At 65.9% G+C, this 15,559-nt stretch carries 11 protein-coding genes; all 11 read left to right on the top strand.

Annotated features, from left to right (window positions below; translation table 11 throughout):
* Positions 1 to 306: 306 nt before the first annotated feature.
* The 11 genes from MET2598_RS42280 (at position 307) to MET2598_RS0121790 (ending at position 15,549) form a co-directional block, all read left to right on the top strand.
* Positions 307 to 546, top strand: coding sequence for a hypothetical protein (locus MET2598_RS42280; protein ID WP_018262354.1), 240 nt, complete (start codon positions 307 to 309; stop codon positions 544 to 546).
* A 635-nt stretch (positions 547 to 1,181) separates the two neighbouring features.
* Complete coding sequence (locus MET2598_RS0121840; protein WP_236728781.1) at positions 1,182 to 2,681, top strand: PHA/PHB synthase family protein; 1,500 nt, start codon at positions 1,182 to 1,184, stop codon at positions 2,679 to 2,681.
* A gap of 54 nt (positions 2,682 to 2,735) precedes the next feature.
* Positions 2,736 to 3,158, top strand: a complete 423-nt coding sequence (locus MET2598_RS0121835) for a phasin (RefSeq protein ID WP_026190871.1) — start codon at positions 2,736 to 2,738, stop codon at positions 3,156 to 3,158.
* Between the two features lie 326 nt (positions 3,159 to 3,484).
* A complete protein-coding gene (locus tag MET2598_RS0121830; protein WP_018262351.1) occupies positions 3,485 to 3,907 on the top strand; it encodes an acyl-CoA thioesterase in 423 nt (140 codons plus the stop codon).
* Positions 3,908 to 3,963: 56 nt separating this feature from the next.
* A complete protein-coding gene (locus MET2598_RS0121825) occupies positions 3,964 to 5,244 on the top strand; it encodes a polyhydroxyalkanoate depolymerase (RefSeq protein ID WP_018262350.1) in 1,281 nt (426 codons plus the stop codon).
* A 292-nt stretch (positions 5,245 to 5,536) separates the two neighbouring features.
* Positions 5,537 to 6,007, top strand: a complete 471-nt coding sequence (locus MET2598_RS37090; protein WP_018262349.1) for a MucR family transcriptional regulator — start codon at positions 5,537 to 5,539, stop codon at positions 6,005 to 6,007.
* A gap of 605 nt (positions 6,008 to 6,612) precedes the next feature.
* Positions 6,613 to 7,014: a hypothetical protein gene (locus tag MET2598_RS0121815; RefSeq protein ID WP_018262348.1), complete on the top strand. Its 402-nt coding sequence runs from the start codon at positions 6,613 to 6,615 to the stop codon at positions 7,012 to 7,014.
* A gap of 553 nt (positions 7,015 to 7,567) precedes the next feature.
* On the top strand, positions 7,568 to 10,222 hold the full coding sequence (gene aceE / locus MET2598_RS0121805; RefSeq protein ID WP_018262346.1) for a pyruvate dehydrogenase (acetyl-transferring), homodimeric type: 2,655 nt from the start codon (positions 7,568 to 7,570) through the stop codon (positions 10,220 to 10,222).
* A gap of 269 nt (positions 10,223 to 10,491) precedes the next feature.
* Positions 10,492 to 11,787, top strand: coding sequence for a dihydrolipoyllysine-residue acetyltransferase (aceF, locus tag MET2598_RS0121800; RefSeq protein ID WP_018262345.1), 1,296 nt, complete (start codon positions 10,492 to 10,494; stop codon positions 11,785 to 11,787).
* A 13-nt stretch (positions 11,788 to 11,800) separates the two neighbouring features.
* Positions 11,801 to 13,600 carry a dihydrolipoyl dehydrogenase gene (gene lpdA, locus MET2598_RS0121795; protein ID WP_012331182.1) on the top strand — a complete coding sequence of 600 codons (1,800 nt, stop codon included), beginning with the start codon at positions 11,801 to 11,803 and terminating at the stop codon, positions 13,598 to 13,600.
* Positions 13,601 to 13,839: 239 nt separating this feature from the next.
* A complete protein-coding gene (locus MET2598_RS0121790; RefSeq protein WP_018262344.1) occupies positions 13,840 to 15,549 on the top strand; it encodes an NAD-dependent malic enzyme in 1,710 nt (569 codons plus the stop codon).
* Positions 15,550 to 15,559 lie beyond the last annotated feature (10 nt).

The raw sequence follows: 15,559 nt of genomic DNA, 5'->3' as shown, positions 1-15,559 counted from the left end.
ATCTATGGCCTATCAGCGGCTTGCACCATGCCCGTCACCCCACATGAATGATCCGGGTTAGCAACCGGCCAGTAAGCCACCCAGGCCGGCAGGGCTGTCCCGCACTGTCTGAAAGTCCAGCCAAAATCCGGAGCCAAATTCTGGATTTTCGCACTCAACTCCTGCCGGCGCACAGATCCACATCCGTTTAAGTGTCTCAGCGCGCAATCTTATTTTTATGCGAGCCTACTTGGCACGACACCTGCTGAAATAGCCACACAATAAGCGCGCCTCACGCCTTACCGGGGCAGCGCCAGGGAGGTGACATTGGATTCCACCAGGGATCCCGATCCGATCGAGGCCCGGGAGTGGCTCGACCCTCTGGACGGCCTCCTGGAGGTCGAGGGTCCCGACCGGGCGCGCTTGCTCATCGAGCAGATGATCGAGGAGGCCCGCGAGAAGGGCGCCCCCGTCCCCTGCTCGGCCAACACCGCCTGCCTGAACTCCAGATCGACACAATCAATATGTCGGGATTTCTGTGGCGTCCTTAAATGCGAGTTTTTTTAGATATCGAACTCACCGCCTCTGCAGCAAATTTGAGATTTTCTATCTCGGCGCAAATCCTCGGAGTCTAGCGAAGACAGTCTTTAGCTTTGCGAGGTGCTTCGTGCCCTCCTCACCGGAACTAAAGCTAAGCTCCTTACCCGCAAGCTGACCTGTTGAGAAGCTAGAACAGGGTATATGAGGAAAAGACCATGGCTGAGCAGAACTACGATCCTAAGGCCGAACCAACCTCTACTTTTGCTTCTCCGGGAGAAGATGCACTGCCGAACAGTCCGGATCAGATTCTGGGTGTGTGGGCGAGCTGGATGGAGCGTATATCCGCGACCCCGCAAACGCTTCGGCCTCCGGTTTCGCCGACTACCGTACCGTCGGCCGTGGTGACTGGCGAGGATCTCGCCAAGCGCTTGTCCGAAGATCCGCTGCTTCGTTCGATTGATCAAATCTGGAATGCTAACCCTCTGCGCGAGGTCGTGCCGATTGATTGGTCCGGGATCGCTTGGGCCCTACGGACGGTGTGGCTGCGCACAATGAACAAGTCGGCGGCAGCTACGTCGCTCGTGGAGCTCGGGCAAGGCGCGCTGCAGCCGGTAGTGAACGCTTGGGGCGAAGCGAGTCGAAACTGGCTCGGTGCGTTCGGTATGCCTTCGCATTTGACCCCGGCGGCGGGGCGAGCCGACAAGCGGTTCTCCGCGCCCGAGTGGCAGTCGAATCCCGCCTACGTCGCCCTCAAGGATCTCTACCTCCTCGCCTCCGACTGGCTCCTGAAGCGCGGCGACCTCGACGACCTCGATCCGGCCGAGCAGCAGCGGCTGACCTTTCACCTGCGCCAGTTCGTCGATGCGATGAGCCCGGCCCTCGTCCTGACGTCGAACCCCGTCGCCCTGCGCAAGGCGATGGAGACGGGCGGCACGAGCCTCGCCGACGGCGCCCGCAACCTCATGGCCGACCTCGCGGCCGGGCGCCTCAGCATGGTCGACGCCGATGCCTTCGCGCCGGGGCGCAACCTCGCCCTCACCTCCGGCAAGGTCGTCCACCGCAATGCCCTGATGGAACTGATCCAGTACGCCCCCGCGACCGAGCAGGTCCGGGCGGTCCCGCTCCTCATCGTCCCGCCCTGGATCAACAAGTACTACATCCTCGACATGCGCCCGAAGAACAGCATGGTGAACTACCTGGTGTCCCAGGGCTTCACGGTGTTCCTGATCTCGTGGCGCAATCCCGACGAGTCGATGGACAGCATCGGGATCGAGGACTACATCGACATGGGCCCGCTCGAAGCCACCGAGGTGATCCGGGAGATTACCGGGGCCGAGCGCGTGAACGCGATGGGCTACTGCATCGGCGGCGTGCTGCTGACCCTGACGCTCGCGGTCATGGCCGCCAAGGGCGATCAGCGGTTCGGCGCGGCGAGCTTCATGGTGTCGCCACAGGATTTCTCGCGCATCGGCGACACCGCGGTGTTCATGGACGAGCCGAGCCTCCACCTCGTCGAGCAGCAGATGATGGAGCGCGGCTACCTCGACAGCCGCGCCATGAGCAACATGTTCAACCTGCTGCGCTCCAACGACCTGATCTGGTCGAACGTCGTCAACAACTACCTGCTCGGCAATCAGCCACCCGCCCTCGACCTCCTGTACTGGAACAGTGACGGCACCCGGATGACGCGCGCGGCCCACAGCTGGTACCTGCGCAACACCTACGTGGAGAACAACCTGATCGAGCCGGGCAAGGTCCAGCTCAAGGGCGAGGCCGTCGATCTCGGCAGGATCAAGGTCGATACCTACGCGGTCGGCTGCGAGAAGGACCACATCGTGCCGTGGGACTCGGCGTGGCGCATCACGCAGCTCTTCGGCGGCGCCGTGCGCTACGTCCTGGCGTCGAGCGGCCACGTCGCGGGCGTCATCAACCCGCCGGGCGGCAAGGGCGAGTACCGCACGTTCGAGGCCGGCGGGTCGGCCGCGACGCCGGAGGAGTGGCTGGCGGGCGCGCAGCAGCACAGAGGCAGCTGGTGGCCGAACTGGTCGGCGTGGCTCGCGGCCCGGTCGGGCGATCTCGGCGCTCCCCCGCCGCTCGGCAGCGCTGCGCATCCGCCCCTGGAGGATGCGCCCGGCACCTACGTTCTTCAAACTTACTTGTAAGCCAGCGACTATAGCTTCCACGGTGTGGACGTACTCTAACGAAGGGGTTCAGTGATGAATTCTCCATCGCAGTTCGAGGTCCCGGCTCAAATGCGGGAGTTGGCCGAGAAAAGTGTCGCTCAGGCGCGGCAGGCGTTCGACAGCTTCATCAACGGGGCACGAAAGGCGGCTGCGGCAACTCAGGAACCGGCCCAAGCTGCACACGGCAGAGCAAATGAGATGTCGGTTCAGGGCTTCGAGGCTGCTGAGCAGAGCGTCAACGCTGCGCTCGAGTTTGCTCAGAAGCTCACTCGAGCCAAGAGCGTGGAAGAGGCTATGCAGCTACAGTCGGAGTACGCGAAAAGCCAGCTGGCAGCGATGCAACAGCGCGCGCAAGAATTCGGCGGCAAGGCACAAGATGCATTTAAGCATAATTCTGATCTTGCAAAGAGCGCGATGAAAGACGCCGTTGATCAGTCTCGCGCGTCCAAGGAATAGGGAGACGAAACTCTGCAACCGAATCCGAGTGACAACACTGAAGTCCAGGCTGTCGCTTGGCGCTTGCCGGGGTTTGTACGCTGGATCGAGATCGCGTCGGATCTGGTGAAAGCAGCCCCCACCTTATTCACGTGCTCATGCCGCTCGATCGGCCAAAGTCGAGCTGAAGTGTCGGCGTCGTGCCGGCCTAAGCGGGACCCGAGCCAGGGCAGGCCTGGAACACGAAATTCGAGATGCGCAGGCGGCGCTACATAGCACAGCTTGCGGAGTTACCAACCGCGGACACGTAGTCCCGCAGCTGCTGCCGAACGAGGAGACTGGCCATCATGGACGAGACGAAGGTTGCATCCGCAGCAGAGCCGCGCGGCACCCTCACGGTGCGGACCAGCGCGATGCCGGCCGACACCAACGCCAACGGCGACATCTTCGGTGGTTGGGTGCTCTCGCAGATGGACCAGGCCGGCGGCATTGCGGGCCGCGAGCGAGCACGGGGACGCGTCGTGACCGTGGCCCTCAACGAAATGGCCTTCCACCGTCCGGTGCGGGTGGGCGATGTGCTCTGCGTCTACACAAAGGTGACGAGCGTCGGGCGCACCTCGATGAAGATCGAGGTGGAGGCGTGGGCACGCCGCTTCTGCACGGAAGTGCGCGAGAAGGTAACGGAGGCGACTTTCGCCTTCGTGGCCATCGATGACGGTGGCCGCCCGCGCCCCATCCCGAGCCTGGATGCGGACGGGACCGACGCCTGACACGAGGAGGATGCGACGAAGCTGGCCCTATGCTGCGTCGGCCCAGGAGGTTGCGTATGATGTACCTGTTGCGTGAGTCCTGCGGCCCGATGCTCGCGCCCGTGCGCGTCGCGGCTGGAGCCATGAAGCTCGCCTGCGAGACCCCCTTCAACCCACTTTCGCGTACTTCGGCCAGCCGCGCTCTCGCCGCGTCTTGCGAAATGTTCGAGCGAGCGACCCGCGCCTACTGCAAGCCCGCCTTCAACTTGCACGCCTCAGAGCGGATCGTCTGGGAGCGTCCGTTCTGCCGCGTGATCGCGTGCGGTGAGCCGTCCGATAGGCCCAAGCTGCTGCTCGCCGCACCCATGTCGGGCCACTACGCGACCTTGCTGCGTGGGACTGCGGCGGCCTTCCTCGACACGCATCAGGTGTACATTACCGACTGGACCGACGCCAAGCAGGTGCCGCTTGAGGCTGGGCGCTTTGGCCTCGACGAGTACATCGACTACTGCAAGGCCATGTTCGAGGTGCTGGGGCCAGACCTGCACGTCGTGGCCGTGTGTCAGCCCTCCGTGCCGGCGCTGGCGGCCATCGCCCGCATGGAAGCAGAGGACCACCCGCTGGTGCCGCGCTCGGCCGCCCTGCTGGGTGGGCCGATCGACACGCGGTCTGCGCCGACCGCCGTCAACACGCTCGCTCAGGAGCGGGGTCTGGCGTGGTTCAAGCGGCACTGCATCCACGAGGTGCCCTGGAATGCGCCCGGCCGGGGACGGCTGGTCTACCCCGGCTTCTACCAGTTGACCGGCTTCATGAGCATGAACCTCGACCGGCACCTGACGGCGCATTGGGACATGTTCAACCACCTCGTCGAGGGCGACGGAGACTCCGCCGCCAAGCACCGGGAGTTCTATGACGAGTACCTTGCCGTGATGGACCTCGCCGCCGAGTTCTACCTTGAGACGGTCGAGACCGTGTTCATCGAGCACGCGCTGCCGCGCGGAGCGATGCGGCATCGAGGCGAGGTGGTTGACCTCACCGCGATCCACCGCTGCGCCCTGATGGCGGTCGAGGGCGAGAAGGACGATATCACGGGGGCGGGGCAGACCCGCGCTGCACTCGATCTCACCACGAACCTTCCGGCGGACAAGAAGGCGTACCATCTCCAGGCCGGTGCTGGTCATTACGGCGTATTCAACGGCTCGCGCTTCCGCGGAGAGATTGCGCCCAGGATCAAGGCGTTCATGCAGCGGAATGCCGGTGAGCCGGCCCGGAGGCAGCCGCGCTTTGTCCCTCGGTCCGCCGCGGGTGCACAGGACATCCCGTCGCCTGCAAGCGCGTCGCGGGCGGTCTTGACCTAAGGGCGCGGACGCGAATTCGCGCAAGCGGAGGCACGGCATATCCGCCCAGTTCTCGCCTTGGCGACGACAGCAATCCGTTTCAGTCGCTCGCGATGAGTCATTTACGGCTTAATGAACTCTCAATGAACATGGAAGCAACTACAAATACAACTTGTGTCCGTTCGTCGGTGGCGACTTCCCCGTGCACACATCAATTCTCCTTGCGGCGCACAGAACCTAGCTTAGATTTGACTGAAAAGCAGAGAGAAGATGAAATGTGCTGTCTGACAAAACTGTATAAGGGAGGCCCGCAATGGCTGAGGATCAAGGCGGCGTTCAGGCCGCGAACGCGATCAGCATCGACATTGTCACGGACATTGTCTCGGCCTACTTATCCAACAATCCTGTTCGGCCGGGCGACCTGCCAGCCCTGATCGCCTCAGTGCATGCGGCGCTCGACAGTCTGGGCAAGCCTGCGGAGTCCCCAGCTCAGGACCACCGTGTCAGCCCAGCCGAGATCCGTAAGTCAATCACTCCGGACCACCTTACCTCATTCATCGACGGCAAGCCCTACAAGGCCCTGAAGCGGCACCTCACGAAGCACGGCATCTCGCCCGCGGAGTATTGCACCAAGTTCGGCCTCCCGGCGGATTACCCGATGGTGGCCCCCAACTATGCGGCCCAGCGCTCCGAACTCGCCAAGAGCATTGGCCTTGGAGAGCGGCGCCGTAAAGCGGTGGCCGAGAAGCGAGCCGCCGCGGACGCCAAGGTGACTGAGCCCTAGCAGGCTGCTGAAGAACTCCCAGGGGCGGCCGGTAGGCCCTATATCTCGGGGCTGACCTCAGGCTTCCCCGCTCTCGCTCATCGCCATTGCCGTACACCTACCACCGCTTTGCCCCAGGAGCGCGGCGCGTGACCAGAGAAGCCCGCCACGGCGGGCAGGTCGCAGGCGGGCCAGTGAGTGGGGTGATCGATGAGGGCGCCACCCAAGCACGCCCAGCCAGGCAGTACATCCACCAGGGCTACTTCAGCGCCGTCGAGGTCGTGATCGGCCTTCGCGCGAGGGCGAGCCGGGCGCGTAAGCGCCTGTATGGAACCTGGAACGCCCCTACCGGAAGTCCTTGGAAGGTCTCACGCCGGCCTTGACGGCGCCCATAGTCAAGCGCTGGTTGATCGACCTCCCGCCGAGCCTCGTAGCGGCCTGCCTCTACTGTCCTAATCTGCGAGTGACTGCTCCGCACTCACCCCGTACGGCAGCAGGCGGCGGGCCAGGTCCTGGAGACGCTTCCGAGGTCCGTTCCCCTCAGCCTGCTGTCCAGGGCGCTCACGCTGCCCGACACCCGCACCATCGGCGAGCGCTTCCGGGCCGGCGAGGTCACAGCCGAGCAGGTGACGACGGCCGTCTCGGCCTACCACGTCGCCGCGGCCGTCCTGGCGAACGCCTGCGCGCGAGAAGTGATGGCGCTCGCAGATGCTGTCGAGGGGCACAGGCTTTGCTGTCTGGACAGCGATCCTTCTGGCGAGGCCCGAGTGACCGAACGCAGGATCGTCTACGCCTTCCTGAACGATCCTTCGGGTGCCCGCTCGTGGTCGTTGCCCTATGCGGGCGAGATCGAGCATGTGGAAGGCGATGCGGTCGAGGTGACGCTCAACCCAAAAGCCCGCTCCTCCCGCTGGATCGTCGCCGTCGTACAAGGCTCCACGGTCGTTCGCTTCCTCACCGACGAGGAGTTCCGGCAACTGGCGTCCGGCTTCGAGCTGCGTGACGCGAGCGACAAGCGGTTCCTATAGACCCGTGGGCAGAGGAGAGCCCCGGCGCCTCTGAGGACGGCCGGGGCTCTCTCGTTCAGGCCCCTGACGCCGTGCCCGCATGCGTCCGCCCGATGGAAGACGCCGCCCACGCTGGTCCGTGCCGACGCGCAGGGCGAGTTGACGGCCATGGGGCGCGGGATGCACGCGCTCAACTCCGGCATGGACGGACGCGCGGATGCGGCCGGCGTCGGCCAGGCGCTGCGGACCGTGCAGGACGACAGCTTCCGAGGGTGAGAACGAATGGCCTCATCCTGGCATAGCGACGCCGTAGCCGTGGCCGTCCACACCATCAGGCCAATATGCCACCCAGGCCGGCAGAGCTGTCCCGCACTGTCTGAAAGTCCAGCCAAAATCCGGAGCCAAATTCTGGATTTTCGCACTCAGCTCCTGCCGGCGCACAGATCCACACCCGTTTAAGTGTCTCAGCGCGCAATCTTATTTCTACGCGAGCCTACTTGGCACGGCACCTGCTGAAATAGCCACACAATAAGCGCGCCTCACGCCTTACCGGGGCAGCGCCAGGGAGGTGACGTTGGATTCCACACGCGATCCCGATCCGATCGAAACCCGCGAATGGCTCGACTCCCTGGACGGCGTCCTGGAGGTCGAGGGTCCTGACCGGGCGCACTTCCTGATCGAGCAGGTGATCGAGGAGGCCCGCAAGAAGGGCGCTCCCGTCCCCTACTCCGCCAACACCGCCTACCTGAACACGATTCCCCTCGAGGCGCAGGCCAAGCACCCGGGCGACCGCGCCATCGAGCACCGCATCCGCTCGGCGATCCGCTGGAACGCCATCGCGATCATCCTGCGCAACAACAAGGATTCCTCGGAGCTGGGCGGCCACATCGCGAGCTTCCAGTCCGCCGCGACGCTCTACGACACCGGCTTCATGCATTTCTGGCGCGGGGCGAGCGACGGCCACGGCGGCGACCTGATCTACGTCCAGGGTCATTGCTCGCCGGGCATCTACGCCCGCGCCTTCCTGGAGGGCCGGATCACGGAGGAGCAGTTGCTCTCCTTCCGCCAGGAGGTCTCCGGCAAGGGCCTGTCCTCCTATCCGCATCCCTGGCTGATGCCGGATTTCTGGCAATTCCCGACCGTCTCGATGGGCCTCGGGCCGCTGATGGCGATCTACCAGGCGCGGTATCTCCGCTACCTGCACCATCGCGGCCTCGCCGACACCGACCGTCGCAAGGTCTGGGCCTTCATGGGCGACGGCGAGATGGACGAGCCCGAGTCGCTCGGCGCGATCTCGCTTGCCGCCCGCGAGAAGCTCGACAACCTCGTCTTCGTGATTAACTGCAACCTGCAGCGCCTCGACGGGCCGGTGCGCGGCAACGGCAAGATCGTCCAGGAACTCGAGGCCAACTTCCGCGGCGCGGGCTGGAACGTCATCAAGGTGCTGTGGGGCTCAGGGTGGGACGCGCTGCTCGCCCGCGACACATCGGGCATGCTGGCCCGCGTGATGGCCGAGTGCGTCGACGGCGAGTACCAGGACTTCAAGTCGAAGAACGGCGCCTACATCCGCGAGCACTTCTTCGGCCGCTATCCGGAGACCAAGGCGCTGGTCGCCGACTGGAGCGACGACGACATCTGGCGGCTGACCCGCGGCGGCCACGACCCGAGCAAGGTCTACGCGGCCTACCACGCCGCGGTGAACCACAAGGGCCAGCCCACCGTCATCCTCGCCAAGACCGTCAAGGGCTACGGCATGGGCGAGGCCGGCGAGGGCCAGAACATCACCCACCAGCAGAAGAAGATGGGCGAGGCGGTCCTCCGGCAGTTCCGCGATCGCTTCCAGATCGACCTCACCGACGACAAGCTCACCGAGATCCCGTTCATCCGCTTCCCCGACGGGAGCCCCGAGCACCGCTACCTGATGGCGCGGCGCCAAGCCCTCGGCGGGCCGCTGCCGGCGCGGCGGCAGAAGTCGCAGAGCCTGGAGGTGCCTCCGCTCTCGGCCTTCTCGGCCCAGCTCAAGGAGACGGCGGGCCGGGAGATCTCCACCACCATGGCCTTCGTGCGGGTGCTCAACACGCTCCTGCGCGACAAGGAGATCGGCAAGCGCATCGTGCCGATCGTGCCCGACGAGAGCCGCACCTTCGGCATGGAGGGCATGTTCCGCCAGTTCGGCATCTTCAGCCAGGTCGGCCAGCTCTACCGGCCCGAGGATGCCAACCAGCTGATGTACTACAAGGAGGACAAGAACGGGCAGATGCTGCAGGAGGGCATCAACGAGGCCGGGGCGATGTCGTCCTGGATCGCGGCGGCGACCTCCTACTCGCACTCGAACGCGCCGACGATCCCATTCTACATCTACTACTCGATGTTCGGCTTCCAGCGGGTCGGCGACCTGGCCTGGGCGGCGGGGGATCTGCGGGCGCGCGGCTTCCTGATCGGCGGCACGGCCGGGCGCACCACGCTCAACGGCGAGGGGCTGCAGCACGAGGACGGCCACAGCCACCTGTTCTCGGCCACGATCCCGAACTGCGTCTCCTACGACCCGACCTTCTCGTACGAGGTGGCGGTGATCGTGCAGGACGGTCTGCGCCGGATGTACGGCGAGCAGGAGGACGTCTTCTACTACATCACCGTGATGAACGAGAACTACGCCCATCCGGGCATGCCGGACGGAGCGCAGGAGGGCATCATCAAGGGGATGTACCTGTTCCGCGAGGGCAAGGGGAAGGGCCCGCGGGTGCAGCTCCTGGGTTCGGGCACGATCCTGCGCGAGGTCATCGCCGGGGCCGAACTCCTGGAGAAGGATTTCGGCATCGTGGCCGACATCTGGTCCTGCCCGAGCTTCACGGAGCTGGCGCGCGACGCCATGGCGGTGGAGCGCTGGAACATGCTCCACCCGGACGAGACCCCGCGCAAATCCTACGTCGAGACCTGCCTGTCGGGCCGCTCCGGCCCGGTGATCGCGGCGAGCGACTACATGCGGCTGTTCGCCGACCAGATCCGCCCCTTCGTGCCCGCCCGCTACAAGGTGCTCGGCACGGACGGGTTCGGGCGCTCGGACTACCGGGTACGCCTGCGCGACTTCTTCGAGGTCGACCGGCGCTGGGTCGCCGTGGCGGCGCTCAAGAGCCTCGCGGAGGACAAACGGGTCCCGACCGCGAAGGTGGTGGAGGCCATCGCCAAGTACGGCATCGACCCCGGCAAGCCCGCGCCCTGGACGGTCTAGGACCCGGCGGGAAGCCTCTCCGGTGTGGGAGGGGGCGGGGCGAGGCTCCGGGGTGGAGCGCCCCGTGCCGGTCAGGATGTGGCGCTTGGCGCCATCCCGGCAGCGGGGCGGTTCCGGGTTCCTGCCGAACTCTCGGGTTGGTGCCGACCGGCTGGTTCCTCGCGCGGGATCGACGATGCCCTGCCCCTCTCCCGCCCGGGAGAGGGATCCCACCCTCACCTTCAAATCCAACTTCTAGCCAAGCGACATGACGGAACGGGAGAAACGCCGTGGCGACTGAGGTCAAGATCCCGGACATCGGGGATTTCAAGGACGTGCCGATCATCGAGGTGCACGTGAAGGAGGGCGACACGATCGGACCTGACGACCCGCTGATCTCGCTCGAGTCCGACAAGGCGACGATGGAGGTGCCCGCGCCCTCCGCCGGCGTCGTCGAGAAGCTCTTGATCAAGATCGGCGACAAGGTCTCGGAGGGGCACCCGATCCTGCTGCTCAGGGGCGGAGATGAGGCCTCGGCTGCGCCGCGCAGTGAGCCGAAGGGCAACGGCGCCGCGCCGGCGGCCGATACGGCCGCACTGATGCCCAAGCAGGAGCCGGCCCTCGCGCCCGCCTCCGCCCGCGCCCCGCGGGCGGCCTCGGCGATCCCGGACTTCTCGCAGGTCCATGCCAGCCCCGCCGTACGCCGCCTCGCGCGCGAACTCGGGGTCGACCTCAACACCATCAAGGGCACCGGCGAGAAGGGCCGCATCACCAAGGAGGACGTGAAGGGCCACCTCACCGGCGCGGCGGCGCCCGCCGCGGGCGGCGCCGTGATGGCCTCGGGCGGCATGGGCATCCCGGAGATCCCGGCCGTCGACTTCTCGAAGTTCGGCCCCACCGAGACCAAGCCGCTCGCCCGGATCAAGAAGATCTCGGGGCCGCACCTGCACCGGGCCTGGCTCAACGTGCCCCTCGTCACCCACCAGGACGAGGCCGACATCACCGAGACCGAAGCCTACCGCAAGGACCTCGACAAGGCCGCCAAGGACAAGGGCTACCGCGTCACGCTGCTGGCCTTCCTGATCAAGGCCTCGGTCTCGGCCCTGCGCCAGCACCCCGAGTTCAACGCCTCGCTGTCGCCCGACAAGGAGGCGCTGATCCTCAAGCGCTACTACAACGTCGGGGTGGCGGTCGACACGCCGGACGGGCTCGTGGTGCCCGTCGTCAAGGATGCCGACCGCAAGGGCATCCAGGAGATCAGCCAGGAACTCGGCGCCCTGTCGAAGAAGGCCCGCGACGGCAAGCTCGGCAGCGGCGACATGCAGGGGGCGAGCTTCACGATCTCGTCGCTCGGCGGCATCGGCGGCACCGCCTTCACGCCGCTCGTCAACGCGCCCGAGGTGGCGATCCTCGGCGTCGTGCGCTCCAGGATGGCGCCGGTCTGGGACGGGTCGGAGTTCAAGCCGCGCCTGATGCTGCCGCTCTCGGTCTCCTACGACCACCGCGTCATCGACGGGGCGCTCGCGGCCCGCTTCACCCGCCACCTCGCCCACGTCCTGGAAGACGTGCGGCGGCTCGCGATCTGAGGAGACGCGGCGCATGAGCAGCAACGAGGTCCGCCTGCCCGACATCGGGGACTTCAAGGACGTCCCGGTCATCGAGGTGGTGGTGAAGCCGGGCGACACGATCGGGGTGGACGACACCCTGATCGTGCTCGAATCCGACAAGGCGACGATGGACGTGCCCTCGCCGGTCTCCGGTACGGTGGCGGAGATCAAGGTCAAGCCGGGCGACAAGGTCTCGCAGGGCGACCTGATCCTGCTGATGACCGAGGCGGCCGGGGCGGGCGCGGCGGCGCCCGCGGGCGGGCCGCCCGCCCACGCGCCCGGCGAGGGGCAAGCCGGCTATGGCTCCTCGGCGAGGGGCGGCGGCAACGGCGCGACGCCCCCCGCGCCCCAGGCCGCCGCGCCCGTCTCGGGCGAGGAGATGCGCGCCGAGGTGCTGGTGCTCGGCGCCGGACCGGGCGGCTACACGGCGGCCTTCCGGGCCGCCGACCTCGGCAAGAAGGTGGTGCTGGTCGAGCGCTGGGCCTCGCTGGGCGGCGTGTGCCTCAACGTCGGCTGCATCCCCTCGAAGGCCCTGCTCCACGCCGCCAAGGTGATCGACGAGAGCCACGGCATGGCGGCGCACGGCATCAGCTTCGCGAGCCCGCAGATCGACATCGACAAGCTCCGGGGCTGGAAGGACGGCGTCGTCAAGCGCCTCACCGGCGGCCTCGGGGGCCTCGCCAAGCAGCGCAAGGTCACGGTCGTCACCGGCACCGCCCGCTTCGTCAGCCCGCACCAGATCGCGGTCGAGCATGAGGGCCAGACCCGGGTGATCGGCTTCGAGCAGGCGATCATCGCGGCGGGCTCCGAGCCGGTGAAGCTGCCCTTCATCCCGCATGACGACCCGCGCGTGATCGACTCGACCGGGGCGCTCGAACTCGACGGCATCCCCCAGCGCCTGCTCGTCATCGGGGGCGGCATCATCGGGCTGGAGATGGCCACCGTCTACCACGCGCTCGGTTCCAAGGTGACCATCGTCGAGCTGATGGACCAGATCATCCCGGGGGCCGACAAGGACATCGTCACGCCGCTGATGAAGCGGATCAGCAAGCAGTACGAGGCGATCCACCTCAAGGCCAAGGTCACGGCCGTCGAGGCCCTGCCCGAGGGCCTGAAGGTCTCCTTCGAGGGCGGCTCGGCGCCGGCCCACGACACCTTCGACAAGATCCTGGTGGCGGTGGGGCGCCGGCCCAACGGCAAACTCATCGGCGCGGAGGCCGCGGGCGTGATCGTGGACGAGCGGGGCTTCGTCCCGGCCGACAAGCAGATGCGCACCAACGTGCCGCACATCTTCGCCATCGGCGACGTGGTCGGCCAGCCGATGCTGGCCCACAAGGCGACGCACGAGGGCAAGGTCGCGGCCGAGACGGCGGCGGGCAAGAACTCGTTCTTCGACGCGAAGGTGATCCCGTCGGTGGCCTACACCGACCCGGAGGTGGCCTGGGTCGGGCTGACCGAGAACGAGGCCAAGGCCAAGGGGCTCAAGGTCGGCAAGGGCGTGTTCCCGTGGGCGGCGAGCGGGCGCTCGCTGTCGCTGGGGCGCGACGAGGGCCTGACCAAGGTGCTGTTCGACGAGGCGACCGACCGCATCGTCGGCTGCGGCATCGTCGGGCCGTCCGCGGGCGACCTGATCGCGGAAGCCGCGCTCGCCATCGAGATGGGGGCGGATGCGAGCGACATCGGGCTGACCATCCACCCGCACCCGACCCTGTCCGAGACGGTCGGCATGGCGGCGGAGGCCTTCGAGGGCAGCATCACCGACCTCTACATGCCAAAAAAGAAGACTCACTAAGCTCGACTTTGGCTGATTTCCGACTGGCATCTCGGCGCGGAACGGGAGCGGCCGTGCAGGCGGCCGGTTCTCGAATAAAGGCCCGGCGCTGCATGGCAGGTTACCGTAATGAAGCGTGTAGGGTGACACCTCCGGCTACGGCGTGGGAGATGGCCAAAGTCAAGCTAAGAGGCAGCCGGAATAAAGCCCTGTCCAGATAAACTTCGGCCCGCTCCTTGGAAAAAGAAGGAGAGATTTTAGTGAGTGCGGAGCATGATCTAGGACCCTCAGTTGGCTCTTATGTCGAGACCGCTAGCAGCGGCTACAGTCTCCTCAACGATCCACTGCTAAACAAGGGTACCGCCTTTACGGAGGAGGAACGCGATCTTTTCGAGCTGCACGGGCTTCTCCCGCCGACGGTTGCGACCCTCGGCGAGCAGGTTGCGCGACGCTATCAGGCAATGCGTCAGCTGCCGAACGACTTCGAGCGCTACGTCTTCCTGCGCGGTTTGCAGGACACCAACGAGGTGCTGTTCTACGCTCTCCTGGTGCGCCACTTCGAAGAGCTGTTGCCCATCGTTTATACGCCCACAGTCGGCCTCGGCTGCCAGCACTTCAGCCAGGCGTTCCGCAAGCCGCGAGGCCTGTTCCTGAGCATCCCCCACCAGCAGCGTATCGCCCGCATCCTAGCTCATCCGCGGTTCGACAGTGTTGAGGCGATCGTGGTCACGGACGGAGAGCGCATCCTCGGTCTCGGTGACCAAGGCGCGGGTGGCATGGGGATCTCGATCGGGAAGCTGTCGCTCTACACTGGTTGCGGCGGCCTCCACCCTGCAACCACACTGCCAATCTTCCTCGACGTTGGCACCAACAACCCTGAGCGCCTGTCCGATCCGCTCTACATCGGCTGGCGTCACGAGCGCCTGCGCGGCCAGCCGTACGACGACTTCATCGAAGCATTCGTCTCAGCGGTGACGGAGCGCTGGCCACACGTCCTGCTGCAGTGGGAGGACTTTGCACGCGACAACGCGACCCGGCTGTTGGAGCGCTACCGCGACCGGCTCTGCACTTTCAATGATGATATCCAGGGCACGGCGGTTGTTGCCGCCGGCGCTCTGCTGGCGGCCGTGAACGTCACGGGCCTGCCAATGCGGGAGCAGCGGGTCGCCGTCGTAGGCGCGGGCGGGGCTGGGACCGGCATCAGTTCGCTGCTTTTACGCGCTATGATCGAGGACGGCCTCACAGAGGTGGAGGCGCGCCGGCGCTTCTACCTGATCGACCGCGACGGTCTCTTGGTCGAGGGCATGCCGGACCTCCTGCCGTTCCAGGAGCGCTTCATACAACCTCGCGACGCGGTGGCGGATTGGGTCCTGGAGAACGAGAGCCGGATCGGGCTTAGCGACGTGGTACACAACGCCAAGCCCACTGTGCTGATCGGCGTGTCGGGCCAGCCAGGGGCCTTCCCCGAGAACGTGGTGCGAGCCATGGCGGCGTCAGTGAAACGGCCGGTTATCTTCCCGTTGTCCAATCCGACATCGCGGGCCGAGGCGACGCCCGCCGACCTCATGGCCTGGACTGAGGGCCGAGCGGTGATCGGCACGGGCAGCCCGTTCCCAGCGCTTCTTAAAAACGGAATGTACGTCCGGGTGGATCAGACCAACAACTCCTATGTCTTCCCTGGCATCGGACTCGGCGCCATCGCCGTCCGGGCGCGGCGAGTCTCGGACGCCATGCTGATGGCCGCCGCACGTGCTCTGGCGGACATCTCGCCAGCGCGACTCAATCCTAACGCCAATTTACTGCCAAATGTCTCGGACTTGCGGGACGTGTCGCTGCGGGTAGCACAAGCAGTCGCCCTGCAGGCGCGGAATGACGGCCTGACCGAAGCGATGGACGCTGGCGATATGTATCAGAAAATCCGAAACAAAATGTGGGCGCCACTCTATCGACCGTACCGACGCATTAATTGACTGCGGAAAA

This window comes from Methylobacterium sp. WSM2598, from assembly GCF_000379105.1.
Classification (GTDB): Bacteria; Pseudomonadota; Alphaproteobacteria; order Rhizobiales; family Beijerinckiaceae; genus Methylobacterium.
The sequence above is the reverse complement of the archived record's forward strand: the minus strand, read 5'-3'. Positions and strand labels throughout refer to the sequence as shown.

Coding starts and splice junctions, on each gene's coding strand:
- MET2598_RS0121840 (WP_236728781.1), top strand. CDS start 1,182: ATGCCTTCGCATTTGACCCCGGCGGCGGGGCGAGCCGACAAGCGGTTC.
- MET2598_RS0121835 (WP_026190871.1), top strand. CDS start 2,736: ATGAATTCTCCATCGCAGTTCGAGGTCCCGGCTCAAATGCGGGAGTTG.
- MET2598_RS0121830 (WP_018262351.1), top strand. CDS start 3,485: ATGGACGAGACGAAGGTTGCATCCGCAGCAGAGCCGCGCGGCACCCTC.
- MET2598_RS0121825 (WP_018262350.1), top strand. CDS start 3,964: ATGATGTACCTGTTGCGTGAGTCCTGCGGCCCGATGCTCGCGCCCGTG.
- MET2598_RS37090 (WP_018262349.1), top strand. CDS start 5,537: ATGGCTGAGGATCAAGGCGGCGTTCAGGCCGCGAACGCGATCAGCATC.
- lpdA (WP_012331182.1), top strand. CDS start 11,801: ATGAGCAGCAACGAGGTCCGCCTGCCCGACATCGGGGACTTCAAGGAC.